General features: G+C 60.7%; 25 protein-coding genes. 10 read left to right on the top strand and 15 right to left on the bottom strand.

Annotation, left to right across the window (positions count from 1 at the left end):
- Positions 1-50: 50 nt before the first annotated feature.
- The 4 genes from trpE to OU997_RS05420 all read left to right on the top strand — a co-directional run bounded on the left by trpE (position 51) and on the right by OU997_RS05420 (position 3,628).
- The gene (gene trpE, locus OU997_RS05435) at positions 51-1,529 is read left to right on the top strand and encodes an anthranilate synthase component I (RefSeq protein WP_108488569.1); all 1,479 of its coding nucleotides are present in this window, start codon (positions 51-53) and stop codon (positions 1,527-1,529) included.
- Positions 1,530-1,723: 194 nt separating this feature from the next.
- Entirely contained in the window at positions 1,724-2,887 is a 1,164-nt protein-coding gene (locus tag OU997_RS05430; protein ID WP_267809352.1) for a tyrosine-type recombinase/integrase, read from the top strand.
- A gap of 247 nt (positions 2,888-3,134) precedes the next feature.
- Positions 3,135-3,506 carry a hypothetical protein gene (locus OU997_RS05425; RefSeq protein ID WP_267809351.1) on the top strand — a complete coding sequence of 124 codons (372 nt, stop codon included), beginning with the start codon at positions 3,135-3,137 and terminating at the stop codon, positions 3,504-3,506.
- The gene (locus OU997_RS05420) at positions 3,503-3,628 is read left to right on the top strand and encodes a hypothetical protein (RefSeq protein WP_267809349.1); all 126 of its coding nucleotides are present in this window, start codon (positions 3,503-3,505) and stop codon (positions 3,626-3,628) included. The genes OU997_RS05425 and OU997_RS05420 overlap by 4 nt, the downstream gene beginning before the upstream one ends.
- Before the next feature lie 60 nt (positions 3,629-3,688).
- Here OU997_RS05420 and OU997_RS05415 read toward each other — a convergent pair whose 3' ends face one another.
- Positions 3,689-3,889, bottom strand: coding sequence for a helix-turn-helix transcriptional regulator (locus OU997_RS05415; RefSeq protein WP_267809348.1), 201 nt, complete (start codon positions 3,887-3,889; stop codon positions 3,689-3,691).
- Positions 3,886-4,878, bottom strand: a complete 993-nt coding sequence (locus OU997_RS05410; protein ID WP_267809347.1) for a phosphoadenosine phosphosulfate reductase family protein — start codon at positions 4,876-4,878, stop codon at positions 3,886-3,888. Before OU997_RS05410 ends, OU997_RS05415 begins: the two co-directional genes overlap by 4 nt.
- Positions 4,879-4,952: 74 nt before the next feature.
- On the opposite strand from OU997_RS05410, the gene OU997_RS05405 reads away from it, so the two are divergent.
- A complete protein-coding gene (locus OU997_RS05405; protein WP_267809346.1) occupies positions 4,953-5,513 on the top strand; it encodes a hypothetical protein in 561 nt (186 codons plus the stop codon).
- A 284-nt stretch (positions 5,514-5,797) separates the two neighbouring features.
- Here the strand turns inward: OU997_RS05405 and OU997_RS05400 are convergent, their stop codons facing one another.
- The 13 genes from OU997_RS05400 to OU997_RS05340 form a co-directional block, all read right to left on the bottom strand.
- Positions 5,798-6,256: a hypothetical protein gene (locus OU997_RS05400; RefSeq protein WP_267809345.1), complete on the bottom strand. Its 459-nt coding sequence runs from the start codon at positions 6,254-6,256 to the stop codon at positions 5,798-5,800.
- Complete coding sequence (locus OU997_RS05395) at positions 6,253-6,825, bottom strand: phosphohydrolase (RefSeq protein ID WP_267809344.1); 573 nt, start codon at positions 6,823-6,825, stop codon at positions 6,253-6,255. The genes OU997_RS05400 and OU997_RS05395 overlap by 4 nt, the downstream gene beginning before the upstream one ends.
- Positions 6,822-7,046 carry a hypothetical protein gene (locus tag OU997_RS05390; RefSeq protein WP_267809343.1) on the bottom strand — a complete coding sequence of 75 codons (225 nt, stop codon included), beginning with the start codon at positions 7,044-7,046 and terminating at the stop codon, positions 6,822-6,824. Before OU997_RS05390 ends, OU997_RS05395 begins: the two co-directional genes overlap by 4 nt.
- Entirely contained in the window at positions 7,043-7,825 is a 783-nt protein-coding gene (locus OU997_RS05385; protein WP_267809342.1) for a hypothetical protein, read from the bottom strand. Before OU997_RS05385 ends, OU997_RS05390 begins: the two co-directional genes overlap by 4 nt.
- Before the next feature lie 71 nt (positions 7,826-7,896).
- Positions 7,897-8,091 carry a hypothetical protein gene (locus OU997_RS05380; protein ID WP_267809341.1) on the bottom strand — a complete coding sequence of 65 codons (195 nt, stop codon included), beginning with the start codon at positions 8,089-8,091 and terminating at the stop codon, positions 7,897-7,899.
- 3 nt (positions 8,092-8,094) lie between these two features.
- Positions 8,095-8,421 carry a pyocin activator PrtN family protein gene (locus OU997_RS05375; RefSeq protein WP_267809340.1) on the bottom strand — a complete coding sequence of 109 codons (327 nt, stop codon included), beginning with the start codon at positions 8,419-8,421 and terminating at the stop codon, positions 8,095-8,097.
- Complete coding sequence (locus OU997_RS05370; RefSeq protein ID WP_267809339.1) at positions 8,418-8,873, bottom strand: hypothetical protein; 456 nt, start codon at positions 8,871-8,873, stop codon at positions 8,418-8,420. The genes OU997_RS05375 and OU997_RS05370 overlap by 4 nt, the downstream gene beginning before the upstream one ends.
- Positions 8,870-8,995: a hypothetical protein gene (locus OU997_RS05365; RefSeq protein WP_267809338.1), complete on the bottom strand. Its 126-nt coding sequence runs from the start codon at positions 8,993-8,995 to the stop codon at positions 8,870-8,872. The genes OU997_RS05370 and OU997_RS05365 overlap by 4 nt, the downstream gene beginning before the upstream one ends.
- 70 nt (positions 8,996-9,065) lie before the next feature.
- Positions 9,066-9,356, bottom strand: a complete 291-nt coding sequence (locus tag OU997_RS05360; protein WP_267809337.1) for a phage antirepressor KilAC domain-containing protein — start codon at positions 9,354-9,356, stop codon at positions 9,066-9,068.
- 9 nt (positions 9,357-9,365) lie between these two features.
- Entirely contained in the window at positions 9,366-9,968 is a 603-nt protein-coding gene (locus tag OU997_RS05355; RefSeq protein ID WP_267809336.1) for a hypothetical protein, read from the bottom strand.
- Complete coding sequence (locus OU997_RS05350) at positions 9,965-10,288, bottom strand: hypothetical protein (protein ID WP_267809335.1); 324 nt, start codon at positions 10,286-10,288, stop codon at positions 9,965-9,967. Before OU997_RS05350 ends, OU997_RS05355 begins: the two co-directional genes overlap by 4 nt.
- Positions 10,285-10,506 (bottom strand): hypothetical protein, encoded by a 222-nt coding sequence (locus tag OU997_RS05345; protein ID WP_267809334.1) that lies wholly within the window; start codon positions 10,504-10,506, stop codon positions 10,285-10,287. The genes OU997_RS05350 and OU997_RS05345 overlap by 4 nt, the downstream gene beginning before the upstream one ends.
- A 111-nt stretch (positions 10,507-10,617) precedes the next feature.
- A complete protein-coding gene (locus OU997_RS05340) occupies positions 10,618-11,337 on the bottom strand; it encodes a helix-turn-helix domain-containing protein (protein WP_267809333.1) in 720 nt (239 codons plus the stop codon).
- Between the two features lie 106 nt (positions 11,338-11,443).
- On the opposite strand from OU997_RS05340, the gene OU997_RS05335 reads away from it, so the two are divergent.
- From OU997_RS05335 to OU997_RS05315, 5 genes are all read left to right on the top strand, one after another.
- Positions 11,444-11,701 (top strand): transcriptional regulator, encoded by a 258-nt coding sequence (locus OU997_RS05335; RefSeq protein WP_267809332.1) that lies wholly within the window; start codon positions 11,444-11,446, stop codon positions 11,699-11,701.
- Between the two features lie 405 nt (positions 11,702-12,106).
- Positions 12,107-12,628, top strand: a complete 522-nt coding sequence (locus OU997_RS05330; protein WP_267809331.1) for a phage regulatory CII family protein — start codon at positions 12,107-12,109, stop codon at positions 12,626-12,628.
- Complete coding sequence (locus tag OU997_RS05325; protein ID WP_267809330.1) at positions 12,621-12,839, top strand: TraR/DksA C4-type zinc finger protein; 219 nt, start codon at positions 12,621-12,623, stop codon at positions 12,837-12,839. The genes OU997_RS05330 and OU997_RS05325 overlap by 8 nt, the downstream gene beginning before the upstream one ends.
- Before the next feature lie 333 nt (positions 12,840-13,172).
- Positions 13,173-15,413 carry a VapE domain-containing protein gene (locus tag OU997_RS05320; protein WP_267809329.1) on the top strand — a complete coding sequence of 747 codons (2,241 nt, stop codon included), beginning with the start codon at positions 13,173-13,175 and terminating at the stop codon, positions 15,411-15,413.
- The gene (locus tag OU997_RS05315; RefSeq protein ID WP_267809328.1) at positions 15,410-15,784 is read left to right on the top strand and encodes a hypothetical protein; all 375 of its coding nucleotides are present in this window, start codon (positions 15,410-15,412) and stop codon (positions 15,782-15,784) included. The genes OU997_RS05320 and OU997_RS05315 overlap by 4 nt, the downstream gene beginning before the upstream one ends.
- Positions 15,785-15,970: the final 186 nt, after the last annotated feature.

Genomic DNA, 15,970 nt, shown 5'->3' with positions numbered 1-15,970 from the left:
GCAAAGCCCGCCTGCATTCGACCGTATTACCTCAAGCCACGAGGCTGCTCATGACCCGCGAAGAATTTCTGCGTTTAGCCGCTGCCGGCTATAACCGCATTCCTGTTGCCTGCGAAACCCTGGTGGATTTCGACACGCCGCTGTCCATCTACCTGAAACTGGCCGATGAGGCCAATACCTACCTGCTGGAATCCGTGCAGGGCGGCGAGAAGTGGGGGCGCTACTCCATCATCGGCCTGCCGGCGCGCACCGTGTTGCGTGCCTATGAGCATGAGGTGAGCATCAGCGTCGACGGTGTCGAAGTAGAACGGCATCACTGCGAAGACCCACTGGCCTTTGTCGAGCAGTTCAAGGACCGCTACAAGGTGCCTACGCTGGCCGGGTTACCGCGCTTTAACGGTGGTTTGGTCGGTTACTTTGGCTATGACAGCGTGCGTTATGTCGAACCCAAGCTGGCCAAAGGCGTTAATCCTGATGCCTTGGGCACGCCGGATATCCTCTTGATGGTGTCTGACGCCGTGGTGGTGTTCGACAACCTGGCGGGCAAGATGCACGCCATTGTGCTGGTCGACCCGAGCGAAACCGATGCGCTGGAACAGGGGCAGGCGCGCTTGCAGAACATCCTGCACAAGTTGCGTCAGCCGATTACCCCGCGCCTGGGCGTGGACCTGTCGGCACCGGCCGGTGCTGAGCCGGACTTTATCTCCAGCTTTAAACGCGATGACTACGAAAATGCGGTCAAGGCGATCAAGGAGTACATCCTCGCCGGCGACTGCATGCAGGTGGTGATCTCGCAGCGCATGTCGATCCCGTTCAAGGCCGCGCCGATTGATCTGTACCGCGCGCTGCGCTGCATCAACCCGACGCCTTATATGTACTTCTTCAACTTCGGCGACTTCCACGTGGTCGGCAGCTCGCCGGAAGTGCTGGTGCGTCTGGAAGATGGCTTGGTCACCGTGCGCCCGATTGCCGGCACCCGCCCACGCGGTGCGAACGAAGAGGCGGATCGGGCTCTTGAAGAAGACCTGCTGTCCGATGCCAAGGAAGTCGCCGAGCACCTGATGCTGATCGACCTGGGCCGCAACGACGTCGGTCGGGTGGCCAGCACGGGTAGCGTCAAACTCACCGAGAAGATGGTGATCGAGCGTTATTCCAACGTTATGCACATCGTTTCCAACGTCACCGGCCAGTTGAAGGAAGGCCTGACCGCTATGGACGCGCTGCGCGCCATTCTGCCGGCGGGCACCCTGTCCGGCGCGCCGAAGATTCGCGCCATGGAAATCATCGACGAGCTGGAGCCCGTCAAGCGCGGCGTCTACGGAGGCGCGGTGGGTTATCTGGCGTGGAACGGCAATATGGACACCGCCATCGCCATCCGTACAGCGGTGATCAAAGATGGCGAACTGCATGTGCAGGCCGGCGCCGGCATCGTCGCCGACTCGGTGCCTGCACTGGAGTGGGAAGAAACCCTGAACAAGCGTCGCGCCATGTTCCGCGCCGTTGCTCTCGCCGAACAGACTGCCGAATAAGGGGTTACGCCATGCTTTTAATGATCGATAACTTCGATACTCATCCGCAGTAGTCCGGACTTTTCCTTTTCTCTCGCTATGATGCCCGCACTGCGCGGGCTTCCTCTCCTTAGTTGTCCGCAGCTTTCCGCAGACAGCCTCAAAAAATGCGGGTATAAAAGCGGGTATCCTTCGACCGATACCCGCATACCCTCATGCCTCTTACCGACATTAAGATCCGCCAGGCCAAGCCTGGTACGGCTGCTATCAAGCTGACTGATGGTGCCGGCCTGTACCTTGAGGTGCGGCCGAACGGCTCGAAGCTGTGGCGCTATCGCTACCGGATTGCAGGCAAAGAGAACGTCTTTGCTGTCGGCTCCTACCCTGAAGTCTCCCTTTCTGATGCGCGTGCTGAGCGTGAGCTGGCGCGCGAGCATGTGCGTGCCGGTCGGCACCCGTCACACGTTCGGCAGACTGAGAAAGCCCAGCAGCTGGCTGAAAACCGCAACACCTTTAAGGCCGTTGCTGAGGAATGGATCGAGGCGCGATTAAGCCAGCGCAGTGCCACCTACCGTGACCAAGTAGAGCGCGCATTTAAGCGTGACGTGTACCCGAAGCTCGGCCGCCTGCCGATGCGTGAGGTGACGGCCGCCCTGGTGCTTGATGTGCTGCGGGTTATGGATGGCCGGGGCGCGACCACGCTTGCCCTGCAGGTGCGCCAGTGGATCTCGGCGGTGTTTCGGTTTGGGGTGGCCACCCTGCGTGCGGATGCAGACCCGGCTGCTGCGCTCAAGGGCGCGGTAGTGCGCAAGGCGGTAAACCACAGCAAACCAATGACGCTGGAGCAACTGAGGCAGTACTACGCTGCCGTCGACAAGTACAAGGGGCACCGCGTAACGGTGATTGCCCTGCGGCTGCTGCCGATGCTGTTCACCCGCACTGTCGAGCTGAGGTGCGCGCGCTGGGATGAGTTCGATCTGGATGCGGCCGTGTGGGAGATCCCGGCCGAGCGAATGAAGATGCGGCGCAAGCACCTGGTGCCGCTGCCGGCGCAGGCTGTTGAGCTGCTGAGGGAGCTGCGGCGGATTACGCCCGGTGAGCTGTGCTTCCCTGGCCTGGTCAGCCCTGACAAACCGTTGAGTCCGACAACGCTGAACCGGGCGCTTGAGTACCTGAGCATGGATGGTTGGCACTGCCACGACTTTCGGGCTACGGCCTCAACGCACCTGTATGAGTCGGGGCGGTGGCGTGCTGAGGTGATCGAGTTGCAGCTGGCTCATGCTGAGCGGAGTGGGTCGCGTGCAGCCTACAATCATGCTCAGTATCTGGATGAGCGTAGGCGTATGATGATGGAGTGGGCGGATAGGCTAGATATCTAGTGCTCTGCTTGAAAGGGCGATAATTATTATGCCTTCTAAATCAATTGTTTGAAGCCTAAGCGTCAGAAACAAGGTGTCATAGCCTTGACACCGCCGTCAAAGGGCCCTAATTATTGAGTTAAGGTTTCGACGAAGGGGAGGTTTTAGTGGGCGAAGCAGATGTAGTGCTGCTTTGACATCAAAATAATTCTTCGGTAGAATTTGCGGCCCTTTATTATTACGTGCATTCGCACTCTGGTTGGGATGGATGACCCAGGAAACCGAAACCTTTGAAGTTATCGAAGGTCATATTCAGTACAACCCACCAGAAAACGTTGAGCAGGCTTATACAATTGTTCTCGACGTGGCAATACGAGTTCTGAGGCAGTGCCGGCTTTTTAGCATTGAGAGCCTCAAAGAAGAGAACCCGACCATCGGTGAGATAGCGCGCAGAATGCGTGTGATTGTTTCTCTGATGAGAGGCTTGGATGAGTGCGATGGGTTTGGCGACCAGTGGACCGTCGACAAAGCGCACGAGTACTGCGATCTAGTCCAGGCTTTAGCTGATGCGATTGATGCCGATGATGTAATTGCACTTGATCGTCAATGTGAATTGCTAAACAGAAGGAGCTTCTTGTGAAGAATGAAATTAAACGCCGTCGTATTCTTAAGGCTCTTCAGGCCGAGTGCGCCGCATTGGGTGCGCTGACAAACAAGCTTGAGAGCGACCTGCAAAAAAAGCATGGTAAAAAAGCCGCTTGAGTTGTTTCAAGTAGCTGTAGATTAAGCCCCGCATTTGCGGGGCTTTTTGTTTTCTGGGCGTCACGCCGCAACCCTGCGCAACCTCAACTCTCTCACCCAGGCCTGCACTTCTTGCTGCGACCAGCGCGAGCCGTAGCCGAGCTTGATCGGCTCTGGGAATGTGCCCGCTTTGATCATGGCGTAGATGGCCGACTTGCCAAAGCCTGCCTGACGGCAGACCTCGGGCAGCTTGATCAGAATATCTATGTTCTGGTCCGTCATGCCGCCTCCATAATCTTGACTGGCTCCCAGCTGCCCTCGCACAGGCCGTAGGCGCTTGTGCAGGCCGAGCTGTCTGCCTCGCTGATCATCAGGTCGTACTGGATGCCGCCGCGTGTGGTCTTGGACCATTCGACGGCCTGGCGGATGCTTGCAATCTCCATCACTTCAATGGCGGTCATATCCGCGATTGAGCCTTTAGGATGCTTGGCATTGCTGCCGGCAAAGAAGGTGGCCGCACCTCGCTTGGATGCCTGCTGTGTCAGCTTTTCCCAGCGGTCGATGCGGTCGATCACCTCGGGGAAGCGCTGGGCGATCTCGCGCAGCTCATCCTTGCGGCAGTTGATGCAGGGCATGCACCCGACGCGCCCCATACCCTGGCTGTAGAGTGGGTTTGGCTTGATACCCATGTAGCGGTGCGCCTCGAACACGGCGGGGATATCCCACTTGAGGATCGGCCGGTAGTTGAATAGGCCGCCTCCCACCTCATCGCACTCTGGTAGGTAGCGCCGGTTCAACGACTCGTCGCGGCGTACGCCTTGCCAGGATAAAAGCATGTCGCCTCGGCCCATCAGTGGCATTACCACCTGTTCAAGCATCGGGTCGCGCTTGAGTTCCATGGTGCAGAATTGGGCCTTGCGGCTGGGGAATCTGCCCTTCCAGATGCACAGATCGAGGAAGGGATTGCCGGTGGGCTGCAGCACCTCAAGCGCAGCCTGCACAATTTCCTCGGCAACCCCTTGTTCTCGCCACCTTGTTTCAACGAAGCGGCGCTTTCCGGCGATCTGCCGGGTGAAGTCAGCGCGCACGCGGGTGATATGGATGCCGGTTGCCTGTTCCAGGTAGTCGAGGTAGGCATAGGTCTGTTCGTGCTCGTTACCGGTGTCGGCGAACACGGCCTGCAGGTTTTCGGTTTCCAGGGCGATGGCCACCAGTAGGGTGGCGGTGCTGTCCTTGCCACCGGAGACGCTGACGATGTTGTGGGTGGTCATGCTGCACCCCGCTGGACATGGTGGCAGGGTGTCGGCAAGCTCGGGCGATCGAGTGACGGATATAGGGTCTGAAAATGCGTAAGAAACAAACCTTTTGGGTGCGTTACAGGCTGGCTCTGATCATCGCGGGCGCGGTGATTGCTGCTATTGCTTTCGTTGTCACTCCGCTGGTTGTACCTGAGCGGATAGTAAACGCGTACGCGTCCTTGCTTGCCGGCCTGGGGACAGTCGGTGCGATCTTCACCACGATTTGGCTGGCAACCAATCAGAATCGTATCGCTGATAAAGAGGCCGTAGTCAGGAACACCACGGCAAAGAAAGCTATCTCGATAATCTCCAGGGAGGCTTTCGAATGTTTCCTGAAAATCGATAAAGAGCTTCGTGGAAAGATCGGTATGCCGAAACGAAATGAGCGTCTGGAGCAGATTGCGTACAGCGCCCTGATTGCGATGAGGGGAATCGACCTTATGAATTTGCCTGATGAAAGGCTGATAAAACCCATTGCAACGCTGATCAATTGCCTTGAGCGCAGGCTGGTCTACAACCCTGGCGAGCACGGGTTGACGGACGAGGCCCTTCTTCATGTGGTGGCAACCAATGCCTGGGAATGTATTGATTCCTGCACGAAAACTTGAGGCCTTATACCCCACGACAAGCTGCGCGGGCGGGCGAATGGGGGAGCGGAGCGGGGTGCTCAACTTTTGCGCCTGGCGCACGCCTGTCATGGGGTATGCGAGGGCGGTGGTGGCTTGCAGATCAAGAGCATTAATGCCTGCTGCTGCGCAGCAGAGACTCTTTTTAACGCCACCGCTCGGGCATTGCTGGCGGCCGCGCAAAGCGGCACGCGGCAGGGTGGCATGTACCAGGCCGCCGCCGTGCTGACGCACGGCCTTGGCTGTTGTGGTTGCGGTGGCTAGGGTCATTGGCCTGCCTCCGGCTGTTGGTTATCGAGCCCTGCGGGCGAGCCGGATTGGGCGCGGCCGAGATCGGTTGCCAGGTGGCGCACCTCGTTAACCAGTCGCGCGGCGCGTAGGGCGTACTTCGTCAGCGGCAGATCGTCTTTGTTCTCTACTGCGTCGCAGAGCGCGATTGCCTTCTCGGCAAGTGTTGCCTGGGTGCGGCGTGCCTTGGTGATCTCGCCGGTTAGGGTCAGGAAGGTGTCGGCGGTCATGTCCTTGGATGCAGGCGGCAGCGCTTTGATGTGCGTGCGGCCGCCAATGTAATGCCAGTCGATTTTCCAGCCGGTGACCTCGGAAAGGCTTTTGCAGATCGTCTCGGCTGCGTGCTTTGGAACATCGCCAATCAGACAAACACTAACGCCCTTCTGGAAAACGTCTTCTGCACACGGTGGCACAGGGGTTTCTAGTGGAGTGCTCATGCTGCAGACCTCGCGCGGTGGGTTGTGGCCAGCAGCTCAAGCAGCCGGTCGTAGAAGGCCTGGCGGGCTTGGCCGGGTGTCCAGTTTTCCAGCTCGATGCGGTGCGGGGTGATGCCTTGCAGGCATTCCCAGGCCGTTGGGTGGTCGGGCAGCAGATCGCGCTTCTCGGTGGCTAGGGCGATCATGTCGGCGGTGTGGATGCATTCGGGCAGTTCGGGGTCTAGGCCGAAGTGTTCGCAGATGGCGTGCCAGATGCCCCCTTCTACGTACTGAAAGAATCCGCCAGTGCTCCACAGCAGTTGTTTTAGTGGTCGCGTTACATCGCCTACGTATGCCTCGGGCGCATCGTGCAGTAAGGCCTGCAGCTGAATCTCCGGGCCGTGGCCCTGGCTCTGGACGATATCGGCCACCAACAGGCTGTGCTGTGCCACTGAGTAGTGGCGGTAGCAGTGACCATTGAAGCGGCAGAGCATGCTTAGGGCGTGCGCGATGTCGAGCATGTTGATTTGCTCGGCCTGGGGCTGGTGCAAGTCAAACGGCTTGCCACTGTGGGTGAGTATCCAGCTCATGCGGCGATCTCCTGTTTCAGCAGCGCGGCCTGGGCCTGGTTACGGGCGTGGTTGCGCAGTGCAAGGAAGGCTTGCGTGCCGTAGAGGTCGCGCATGGCCTGCTCCAGCGCGGCTAGCTGGGCCTTGAGTTCGGTGTGGTTGGCCTGCAGGCGGTTGAAGTCGTGCTGCAGCTTGCCGGCTTGGTCAGGGGTGAGGCGTAGCAGGGGGTAATTGCGGTTCATGCTGCACGCTCCGCTTCCTGCTCGCGCCAGGTACTGATGGTATTCGTGGCGCTGTCGGTGTCGGCCAGCTTCTGCTGGATGGCCAGGGTGAGCACGTCGCGCAGGTGCTCGAAGCCTTCCTCGGGGCTGTTTACATCAAAGCGCAGGGTGGCGTTGTCGATCTCTGCCCAGCAGTCGGCGTTGGTGTTCAGCCATTCGATGATGTCGGTGTCGGTGATGCCGTGCTCGCACATCTGAGCAGTGCATGGTGGTTGATCAAGGATGGTTTTGACGCGCTCGGCCAGTGCGGTGATGAAGGCGTGGGCCTGCGCGGCCTGGTTGGTCTTGTTGCTGCCGCTGCGGGTGAATGTGTTGGCAGCAATGCCCAGTTGCTTGGCGGCCAGCTTGAGGTTTAGCCAGTCGTCATTGGTGAGCCGGTTGGCGTACTGGCGCATCAGTTCTTCGGTCAGATCCCGGATGACGTTCTCGCGGTCGTTCTCGGCGAAGTGCATCTGCTGCTTGAGCTTGGCCACTGCAGCGGTGTGGTCGGCTGTTTCCTGTTCGATGCACTGGCGCAGGGTCGCCATCTCGCGGGTGCGGGCATCGAGCAGATCGCGTGCCTCGCCCAGCTGGGACCGAGCGTTGCAGACGATTTTCTTCCAGTAGTTCTTCGCGGTCTGGTGGCCTAGCTCATAGCCAGCCCCTTTGCCTGTGCGCAGGCCGATGCAGTAGAAGATCAAGCCGGCGATGGCGGCGACGGTGAGCATGGCAAACAGGCCATAGATTTGCGGTGTGGTCATGGTGGTACTCCTCGGGTTGGCCGGTCGCTGGTGGTGGCAGCGGGTGCGGCTGTCAGGTGGTTTTGGGTGGATCAGTCGGCGTCGGGGTCTGGTGGATCTGCGAGGCCGGCCATCAGCTTGGCGGCATAGGTGCTGTGGCCGTCCTCGCGCAGGTCATCAAAGCGTTTCCAGTCCTCGCAGAGTTGTATGTGCTCTTGGCAAAGCCCGATCTCTTTGTGGTCGAACTCGCCGAGTTCGGCGCGGCATTCACGGCAGTAGCGGTACATGGCTCAGGTCTCCTGCTCGCTGCCCAGCGTCTTGGCCAGCGTGTCGTCGGCATGGCCGGCGCGTTGTTCGATGTGGGCAGCCAGGTGGTGTATCTCGATAAAGCGCTGGGCCTTGGTGCTGTCTTCCAGAGTGGTGACTGGGAGAGGCAGGCGAGGCGTGGCAACCACGCGGCCGAAGCGGTCGGCGTTGAGGTTGCGGAACAGCGCGGCCCTTACTGCCTCCAGTGGGATGAGCACGGTGCCGAACATGCGAAAGAGCATGTCCACCGTGCTGGCCTTGGGCGCGACTAGCAGGCGCAGGGGCTGCTGATGGTCGTTTGGTGGGCTCATGCTCGGCGGGCCTCACGCGGGAGCATGCGCAGCGGGTTTTTGTCGGGGTGGCGCACCTTGCGCTTGGCCGGGCCGATGTTGATGCCGTGTGCGGCGATGGCCTGTTGGAGCTTGTTGAGCACGCCATGGGCTGTCGAGCCAAAGCCTGTAAAGCGCAGGTCGGCACGGCCGATGGCCTCGATTGAGGCGAACAGCTCAATGCCGGCTACGTCTGGCCCCAGGCGAAGGGTGGTGCGGTGGGTGAAGCCATCGCCCAGGGTGGAGGTGAGGCGTGCCACCGCGCCTTCGAGCTGCATGTGCTGCAGCTGCAGGTCAGACGGTTGGCCGAGGCGCAGGCCGGCTGCGGTGGCTGCCAGGTGTAGGGCGCTGCTGATGACTTCACTGGTGCGCTTGGCCTCGGGCATGCGCAGCAGGTCAGTCAGTGTGTCGTCGAGTAGCTTTGAGTCTTTCATTGTTTGCTCCGGCTTGGGTGTTCCCATGCGATGCGGCCCATGGTGCGGACCAGCTCGCGCAGGTGCTCGGGTACTTGGTCGCGGATGGCGTCTTTGCGCTCGGCGTGGGTGGGCAGCTTCATCAGTGCTGCCACCCATTGGCGCGCCCAGATCGGTGTGATCTCGCGCCCATCCGGGGTTGTGTATTTGATGTCAGGCGGCACAGCGTGGATCTGCCTGTGGTTCTGGCATCGGACGCTCAATGCCGAGTTTGTCGGCAAGCCACGGGATGCCTGCGTCAGTGACGCGGGTGGTGCGCGGGTACTGCACACCGAGCCTGGGGTGCTCGTAGCGGTATTCGCGCGTGACCAGGTAGAGCTTGGTCATCTCCGGGTTGGCCGGGCGGTTGAACTTGTCCAGCAGGCCACGGTTGCGCATGCGCTTCATCAGCTCGCGATGCTTAAGGCCCAGGCGTTCGGCGGTGTCTTTGAGGGAGTGGGACATGGTGACCTCCTACGCAGCGGCCGCGCGCTGGGGCGTGGCGATGATGTGCAGATCCTCGATGCTGATCAGCAGGCGCTTGAGGCATTCGCGCTCATCGCCGCGCACGGTGAAGCACTTGGTGCGTGGGCGGGCGCTGCCGATGCTGGCAATGACGGTTACGCCCTGGGCCGGGCGGGTACGGTGCACGGCCACGTTGATTGGGCATTGATGACCGGTCTCAAGGCTGGCAAAGCCGCCATGGCGAACCATGTGCTTGAGGCGGCCGAGCTGGGTGTCATCCAGCAGGCCGTCAGGTTCAGGCAGCAGGGGCGTGCGGGTGACGCGGGCCGGGGCCACCTCGGCGCTGTCTACGCGGCCGTTGGCGATGGCGTCGATGAAGTCCGCGACCTGCAGGTGTTTCTCGGGGTGCGCGGTTTGCACGTCGAGGCTGTGCACCTGGCCGCCCATCTCGATCTTCACTGCGGTGTTGGGTTGACCGCGCTCGATCTGGATGCGGAACATCACCTGCTCGCGGCTGTAGGGCATTCGCGAAACGGTGTGGTTGAAAGTGCCGGTCAGGTTGATCTGGGCCTGCAGGCGCAGCAGGTTATCTTCGGGGAGGGTGAAGTTCATGCTGCCACCTCCTGCGCGGGTACGGTGGGCATGCCGAGGTAGCCTTGCAGCCAGTTGAGCGTGCTGGTCAGCTCGTCGTGGCATGCTTGTAGCGCTTGGTTCTCTGGGTGCCACTCGAAAGGCAGGCGGTGCCAGTAGCCGGACCGCTGGGCGGCTTCGTAGCTGGTGTCCTGATAGTTGGTGTCGGCCAAGCAAACGCGAACGTAGAAAGCTCGGACGTGACCCTGTAGGTCGACAAAGGCGTGCCAATTGCCTTGCTGGTTGATGATCAGCGCGGTGCTGACAATCTGCAGCAGCAGTTCTTCGATGGTTGGTTTCATGCTGCGTGCCCTCCATCGTTGGGATCGAAGGGCGGCTTGGTGGTCGCGATGTAGCGCCGCTCGGCGACTTCCTTGGGCAGGTAGTCGACGTGGCTGGTGGCGAAAAGGAACTTGGGTTTTACGCGAGAGAACTGGCAGCCGGTGGCCAGGGCGGCGCGGCGTAGTTCAAAGATGCGCTCGGTCGGGCATGACGGGAGCGCGTGAACAGATGCAGACATGGTTTACCTCGGCTCTGTGGTGGAGAGACGAGGCAAATCTACAAGCGGTTTTGTAGTTCGGTCAACAGTTTTGTTTGTAGTTTTGTTTGTGGAGCTGTTTGTTGATGCCTGTTAAAGCTGCTGGACCTTCCACATTGCGCGCCCACAGATGTGCCATTCCTCGGTTAGGTGGATGTACCGAGGTTTCCAGTCTGGGTTGATGGCTTCCAGATACCACTGACCTTCTTCCTGCCGCAGCCGCTTGAATGTGACGGTTTCCGAGTTCGTCAGCTTGGCCACTACGAAGTCGCCCGAGTTGGCCTCTTTACTGGGGTCGATAACTACCTTATCGCCATCGGTAAAGCTTACCGGGTCAGTCGGGTTGTGCATGCTGAAGCCTTCGATGCGCAACACGAAGGCGTTTGGCCCTACTGGGCCTGGGGCTTCAATCCATTCCTCGGCGTCGCCGGGGTGGAAGTTGTCGATGGCCTCGCACCAGGCGCCTGCTGCTACTGATCCAATCACTGGCAGTTTCCTTCCTGCTTCCCCGATTACAACGGCTGTCGATGCGCCGTAGGGGATCGATGTTTCCCGAACCAGATTAGGGCCGGAGTGTGCTGGGTCTACCGCTTGGGGCGGTATGCCTAACACGCGGGCTATCTGCGCCAGGTATTTCGAGTGCTTGGTTTTCCCATTCTCAATGGCTGCATAGGACTGCTGAGTGAAAGCCGCGCCTCCGCCGAGTAGGGCGCGCACGCCTGTTGCGACGTCGCCTTGGCTCATCTTGAGTTCGGTGCGGCGCTTCTTGAATAGGTCAGCGATGACCTGAAGGCGTTGGGTTTGTGTAGTCATGGGGTGAATTTACAAATCTATTTGTAAGGCGGCAAACAGAATTGCCTGTTGCCAATTAACAGTTTTGTTTGTAGATTTGGGCCTGGCTTCACAAGAGGTTCCTGTAATGAGTCCTGAAGAGTTGATGGCCCAGGCGTTTGCCGAGGCCGTAAAGGCTGCCAAGGGGCAGTCGGCACTTTCGCGAAGCCTGGCCGCCAAGGGGCGCAAGGTTTCTCAGCAGTTGTTACATCACCACCTGCGCGTCAAAGGGCGCTGCCCTGCAGAGTGGGTGCTTGCGATTGAGGCTATATCCGGGGTTAGTCGTTATCGGCTTCGTCCTGATGTCTTCGGTTGTGAGCCCGTTACTGCAGGGCAGGCCGCTTAGAAAAAAGGCGCCGTTAGGCGCCCTGTTTCCCGGCCACCGTTGAAGCGGTGACCGCCGGAGCCCGAGGGCTCTGTGTTGCCTGCCTCTCCACCACAGATCAGCAGGCTAGCTGTGACCACCTGACTAAGGGGAGCCACGGCGTGACTATAGCAACACGTCATGTCGGGGTCACTGGCAGCTTGCTACGGCGGCTGCCACTCCCGATGCGCGCACCACCACTGCGCGCTGTGCCTGGGCTGGGATGCCTGGGGTTGCCAATTCGCTGCCACCACCAGCGGGCTGGCTGTTATGGCGGGGCCTGTGCGGAGCATGGGCCTTGTCTGGGGTGCGGTCGGTTTGCCGGCCGTATGCGACCACCTGACTAGGGGCGCCATACCAACGGGTATGGGGCCGGGAGTTTTTGCCATGCCTTACCGTTCCCGCTGGGGCAGTGTTGAGCGCGCCAAGCGCTCGATTCTGACCCTGCAACAGGCGCTGCACCATGCCGCGCACGATTACCCCGGCGGTGCCACCGCCATTGCTGCCGTCGACGGCGCCATAAGCGCCTCAACCCTGAACCACAAGCTGAGCCTGACCAGTGCGAACCCGAAGCATCGGGTGAACATCGATGAGCTGCAGCTGATTCTCGACCTGACCCGCGACCCTCGCATTGTTGATGCCTTGCTGCAGCCGATTGGCTGGGTGGGCATTGATGTTTCCGAGATGGGGGATGCGGACACGCCGCAATCGCTGCTGGCGGGCATCACTGGCCTATTACATAGCGAGAACGACCTGAGCGAGCAGCTGACCAAGGCGATGGCTGATAACCATCTTGACGATGATGAGCTGGCTCAGTTCGAGATGCTGACCGTGCGGATGCTGCAGGCGGTGTTCCGGCTGCGGGCCGTTGTACGCCACAAGCATGATGAGGGTCAGGCTGATGGCTGATAACGCTGATCGGGCGGCGGATGAATACGCCGTATACGAGCAAGCCCGCCTTGCATCGCAGCTGGCCAAGCCGGCGCCTGTGCATCAGGACTATTGCGACGGGTGTGGGGTGCCTATCCCGCTGGCCCGCCGTGAGGCGTTGGCTGGGCACAACTGCGTGATGTGTATCGATTGCCAGGATCTGCTTGAGCGGAAAGGGGGCGGGCGATGAGCGTGCCGTTGAGCCGCTGCCACTGCGGCCATGAGGGTGAGTTGTTAGGTATGAAGCATCAGGACATTTTCCTCTCGCTGGCATGCCCGGAATGCCGGCGAGAGGTTACGGCATTCACAGCAGATGGACTTGCCGAGGCTTGGAACAAGCCGGCACCGGCTGAACGTGAGCCACTGCCGAGAACCGGTGACGCTATGGATCTGCCTGAGGGTAAGACGTGCGCAGACTGCGCCCACTGCCGTCGCTGCTGCACGATGTTCGGCCACATTCCGGCCGATGAGTCCTGCGATTGGTCCCCGTCGCGCTTCACTCAAAAGCGTCTGGAGGTGCCCAATGACTGACCGTCATGAACTACTCGACGATGTGCTGGCCCAGCTGCAGGACGCGGGGCTAGATCCTGACCTGCCGCTGATGCTGGATGTGCGCACGCGCTGCCGGGCCGGTGGCGACAAGGGCAGGACGAAGACCGGCTTCTATGTGATCTACGAGCACAGGAACGAGGGCCGCACCTATTACGCGGGTGCGTTCGGTTCGTGGCGTGAGGGTGAGAAAGGCGACTTCCACAAGCTCAAGCCCGTTGGCGGGCGCATGAGTGATGAGGATCGCAAGGTTATCAAGGCGCGTATCGAGGCGGCGAAGGCGAAAGAGGATGCTAAGCGCTTAGCCCGCGCAGCGAGTGCTCGACGGCGTGCAGCGCGGATGTGGGAGACGCTGCCGGAGCGCGGGCGCTGCGGTTACCTAGAGCGCAAGGCGGTGCCGGCTGTTGGCCTGAAGTTCGGCCGCAAGCCGGATACGGCGTTGGTGCCGATGATGAATGTGCACGACAAGGTTGTGGGCTTGCAGGTGCTGTTCGGCCAGCCGGATGCGGACGGGCTGAGCAAGCGCTTTTGGCCGGCCGGTGTTGACCCGGTTGGGGCGTTCCATCTGCTCGGCCCGCACCCGGAGCCAGGTGAGCCGGTGCTGATCTGTGAGGGGTATGCGACGGCAGCAAGCGTGCATCTGGCTACTGGCCTATGCGCCTGCGCAGCCTTTACTGCGGGTAATTTGATGCCGGTGGCCGAGGGGTTGCGTGAGCGCTTCCCTGGTCGGCAGTTCCTGTTCTGCGCAGATGACGATTGGAAGACGAAGACGGCCAAGGGCGAGCCGTGGAACCCTGGCATCGAGAAGGCCGAGCACGCGGCGAAGGTTGTCGGCGGGCGGGTGGTGTTCCCGGTGTTCAGCGGTGAGCGTGAAGACAAGTGGACAGACTTCAATGACCTGCAGCTGGCCGAGGGGCTTGATGCGGTGCGTCGCCAGGTGCTGGTGGCTGTGCGGCCGCCTGCTGATGCCGAGTGGAAGTTTGCGCTGCATCGTAACGGCAAGGGCGCGCTGCTGTCGGTGGTGGCGAACGTGGTGTTGATTCTGGAGAACGATGAGCGCTGGAAGGGCGTGATCGGTGAGGATCTGTTTGCGGGGCGCACGGTGAAGCGTCGGGCAACGCCTTATGGCGGTCGGGCCGGTGAGTGGTCGGATCTCGATGACACGCGCACGGCTATCTGGCTGGCCGAGCAGTATGGGCTGCAGGTGAAGTCTCTGGCGGTGCTGGAGGCTGTGGCGGTGGTGGCGAACCAGAACCCGTTTCACCCGGTGCGGGATTACCTGCAGGGTTTGAAGTGGGATGGCACGCCGCGCTTGGCGTCTTGGGTGAAGGATTACTTGGGTGGCGTTGCGTTGGCTGGGAACGATCAGTATCCGGGCATCATGGGGATGCGCTACCTGGTGTCGGCGGTGGCGCGGGTGATGAAGCCCGGGGCGAAGGCTGACTGCGTGATCATCCTTGAGGGTGAGCAGGGGCTGAATAAGTCGTCTGCGCTGCGAGTGCTGGGTGGCGAGTGGTTTATGGATACGCCGATCCCCCTGGGTGAGAAAGAGGCTTATCAGGCTATTCAGGGTATGTGGATCATCGAGCTGGCCGAGCTGGATGCGTTCAACAAGGTTGAGAGTACCAAGGCGAAGTCGTTCTTCGGGGCTGAGGTGGATATCTTCAGGCCGAGCTATGGGCGGCGGAACATTCGCCTGCCGCGTCAGTGTGTGTTCGCTGGCTCGACGAACCAAGATGAGTACCTGCGCGACCCGACCGGGAACCGCCGTTACTGGCCGGTGCTGTGCATGAAGGTGAACCTGGCCGGCCTGCGCGCGGTGCGCGATCAGTTGTGGGCCGAGGCGCTGCACCTGTACGAAGCCGGTGAGCCATGGTGGCCGCAGGATGATGAAAAGGTGATGTTTGAGGAGGAGCAGGATGTGCGCTTCCAGGGTGATGCGTGGGAGCCGCGCATTGTGTCCTGGCTGCAGGCGAACCCGTGCGAGAGCGTGGGTGGTGATATTTTGCTGGAGAAGGCCTTGATGCTTGACCCTGGCCATTGGGGGCGGCCGGACCAGACGCGCTTGGGGCAGATTATGCATCGCCTCAAATGGCGTCGAAAGCGCATGGCACCAGAGGGCCGGGGCGGGGTGAGGCCTTACAAGTACGTGCGCCCGGACAGCTGGAAGGAGCCAGGCCAGATGCCACTGGCGCAGCGGGAGACGTTCGCATGATCAAGTATTTGGATGATGCGCTGCAGCTGTGGGCGGCCGAGTTGCACCCGCCGCATGGGGTGGAGAGGATCGGGCCGGGGTCTGGTGGGTGTTCGCTGGCGGCTCTGATAGACTCGCGCGGCGTGCTGATCCGCAGTACGCATGGCAGCCGTGTGCTGCTTGAGCAGGCAGCCGAGATCGAGCTGCTGGTGAACCGGCATCTGCCGGATAAGGAACGACAAGTGGTGATCGAGCATTACACCAACTACGACAGCCTGGACTCGCAGAAGTGGGCGGTGTGTGGGTGTAAGCGAACGCAGTACTACCAGCGATTGCACCAGGCGCATGAAAGCCTGGAGCGTGAGTTGATCAACCGGAAGCGCGCCGCATGAGGCGCGCTTTTCGTTTGTACCCCACTTGCCCTACCGGGTTTTGCCTGTGGGGCACGCTTGAGGCCGCGTGTTTGCTGGTTGCGTCCAACATCCCCACCTTTCCTATGGGCACGTATGTGCAGGTACGACGCGTGTGTACACGCGCACGCGTGCTCGCGCGCTCACACAATCTACTTATTCCTTTAG

It is taken from the genome of Pseudomonas sp. SL4(2022) (assembly GCF_026625725.1).
In the GTDB taxonomy this organism is placed as follows: domain Bacteria; phylum Pseudomonadota; class Gammaproteobacteria; order Pseudomonadales; family Pseudomonadaceae; genus Aquipseudomonas.
Note: the sequence above shows the minus strand (reverse complement) of the source record. Positions and strands in the feature narration are given on the sequence as shown.

Coding starts and splice junctions, on each gene's coding strand:
- OU997_RS05345 (WP_267809334.1), bottom strand. CDS start 10,506: ATGTCTGCATCTGTTCACGCGCTCCCGTCATGCCCGACCGAGCGCATC.
- OU997_RS05385 (WP_267809342.1), bottom strand. CDS start 7,825: ATGACCACACCGCAAATCTATGGCCTGTTTGCCATGCTCACCGTCGCC.
- OU997_RS05395 (WP_267809344.1), bottom strand. CDS start 6,825: ATGAGCTGGATACTCACCCACAGTGGCAAGCCGTTTGACTTGCACCAG.
- OU997_RS05430 (WP_267809352.1), top strand. CDS start 1,724: ATGCCTCTTACCGACATTAAGATCCGCCAGGCCAAGCCTGGTACGGCT.
- OU997_RS05355 (WP_267809336.1), bottom strand. CDS start 9,968: ATGAACTTCACCCTCCCCGAAGATAACCTGCTGCGCCTGCAGGCCCAG.
- OU997_RS05375 (WP_267809340.1), bottom strand. CDS start 8,421: ATGAGCCCACCAAACGACCATCAGCAGCCCCTGCGCCTGCTAGTCGCG.
- OU997_RS05360 (WP_267809337.1), bottom strand. CDS start 9,356: ATGTCCCACTCCCTCAAAGACACCGCCGAACGCCTGGGCCTTAAGCAT.
- OU997_RS05370 (WP_267809339.1), bottom strand. CDS start 8,873: ATGAAAGACTCAAAGCTACTCGACGACACACTGACTGACCTGCTGCGC.
- OU997_RS05325 (WP_267809330.1), top strand. CDS start 12,621: ATGGCTGATAACGCTGATCGGGCGGCGGATGAATACGCCGTATACGAG.
- trpE (WP_108488569.1), top strand. CDS start 51: ATGACCCGCGAAGAATTTCTGCGTTTAGCCGCTGCCGGCTATAACCGC.
- OU997_RS05350 (WP_267809335.1), bottom strand. CDS start 10,288: ATGAAACCAACCATCGAAGAACTGCTGCTGCAGATTGTCAGCACCGCG.
- OU997_RS05365 (WP_267809338.1), bottom strand. CDS start 8,995: ATGAAGCTGCCCACCCACGCCGAGCGCAAAGACGCCATCCGCGACCAA.
- OU997_RS05340 (WP_267809333.1), bottom strand. CDS start 11,337: ATGACTACACAAACCCAACGCCTTCAGGTCATCGCTGACCTATTCAAG.
- OU997_RS05410 (WP_267809347.1), bottom strand. CDS start 4,878: ATGACCACCCACAACATCGTCAGCGTCTCCGGTGGCAAGGACAGCACC.
- OU997_RS05425 (WP_267809351.1), top strand. CDS start 3,135: ATGACCCAGGAAACCGAAACCTTTGAAGTTATCGAAGGTCATATTCAG.
- OU997_RS05335 (WP_267809332.1), top strand. CDS start 11,444: ATGAGTCCTGAAGAGTTGATGGCCCAGGCGTTTGCCGAGGCCGTAAAG.
- OU997_RS05400 (WP_267809345.1), bottom strand. CDS start 6,256: ATGAGCACTCCACTAGAAACCCCTGTGCCACCGTGTGCAGAAGACGTT.
- OU997_RS05390 (WP_267809343.1), bottom strand. CDS start 7,046: ATGAACCGCAATTACCCCCTGCTACGCCTCACCCCTGACCAAGCCGGC.
- OU997_RS05315 (WP_267809328.1), top strand. CDS start 15,410: ATGATCAAGTATTTGGATGATGCGCTGCAGCTGTGGGCGGCCGAGTTG.
- OU997_RS05320 (WP_267809329.1), top strand. CDS start 13,173: ATGACTGACCGTCATGAACTACTCGACGATGTGCTGGCCCAGCTGCAG.
- OU997_RS05330 (WP_267809331.1), top strand. CDS start 12,107: ATGCCTTACCGTTCCCGCTGGGGCAGTGTTGAGCGCGCCAAGCGCTCG.
- OU997_RS05405 (WP_267809346.1), top strand. CDS start 4,953: ATGCGTAAGAAACAAACCTTTTGGGTGCGTTACAGGCTGGCTCTGATC.
- OU997_RS05380 (WP_267809341.1), bottom strand. CDS start 8,091: ATGTACCGCTACTGCCGTGAATGCCGCGCCGAACTCGGCGAGTTCGAC.
- OU997_RS05415 (WP_267809348.1), bottom strand. CDS start 3,889: ATGACGGACCAGAACATAGATATTCTGATCAAGCTGCCCGAGGTCTGC.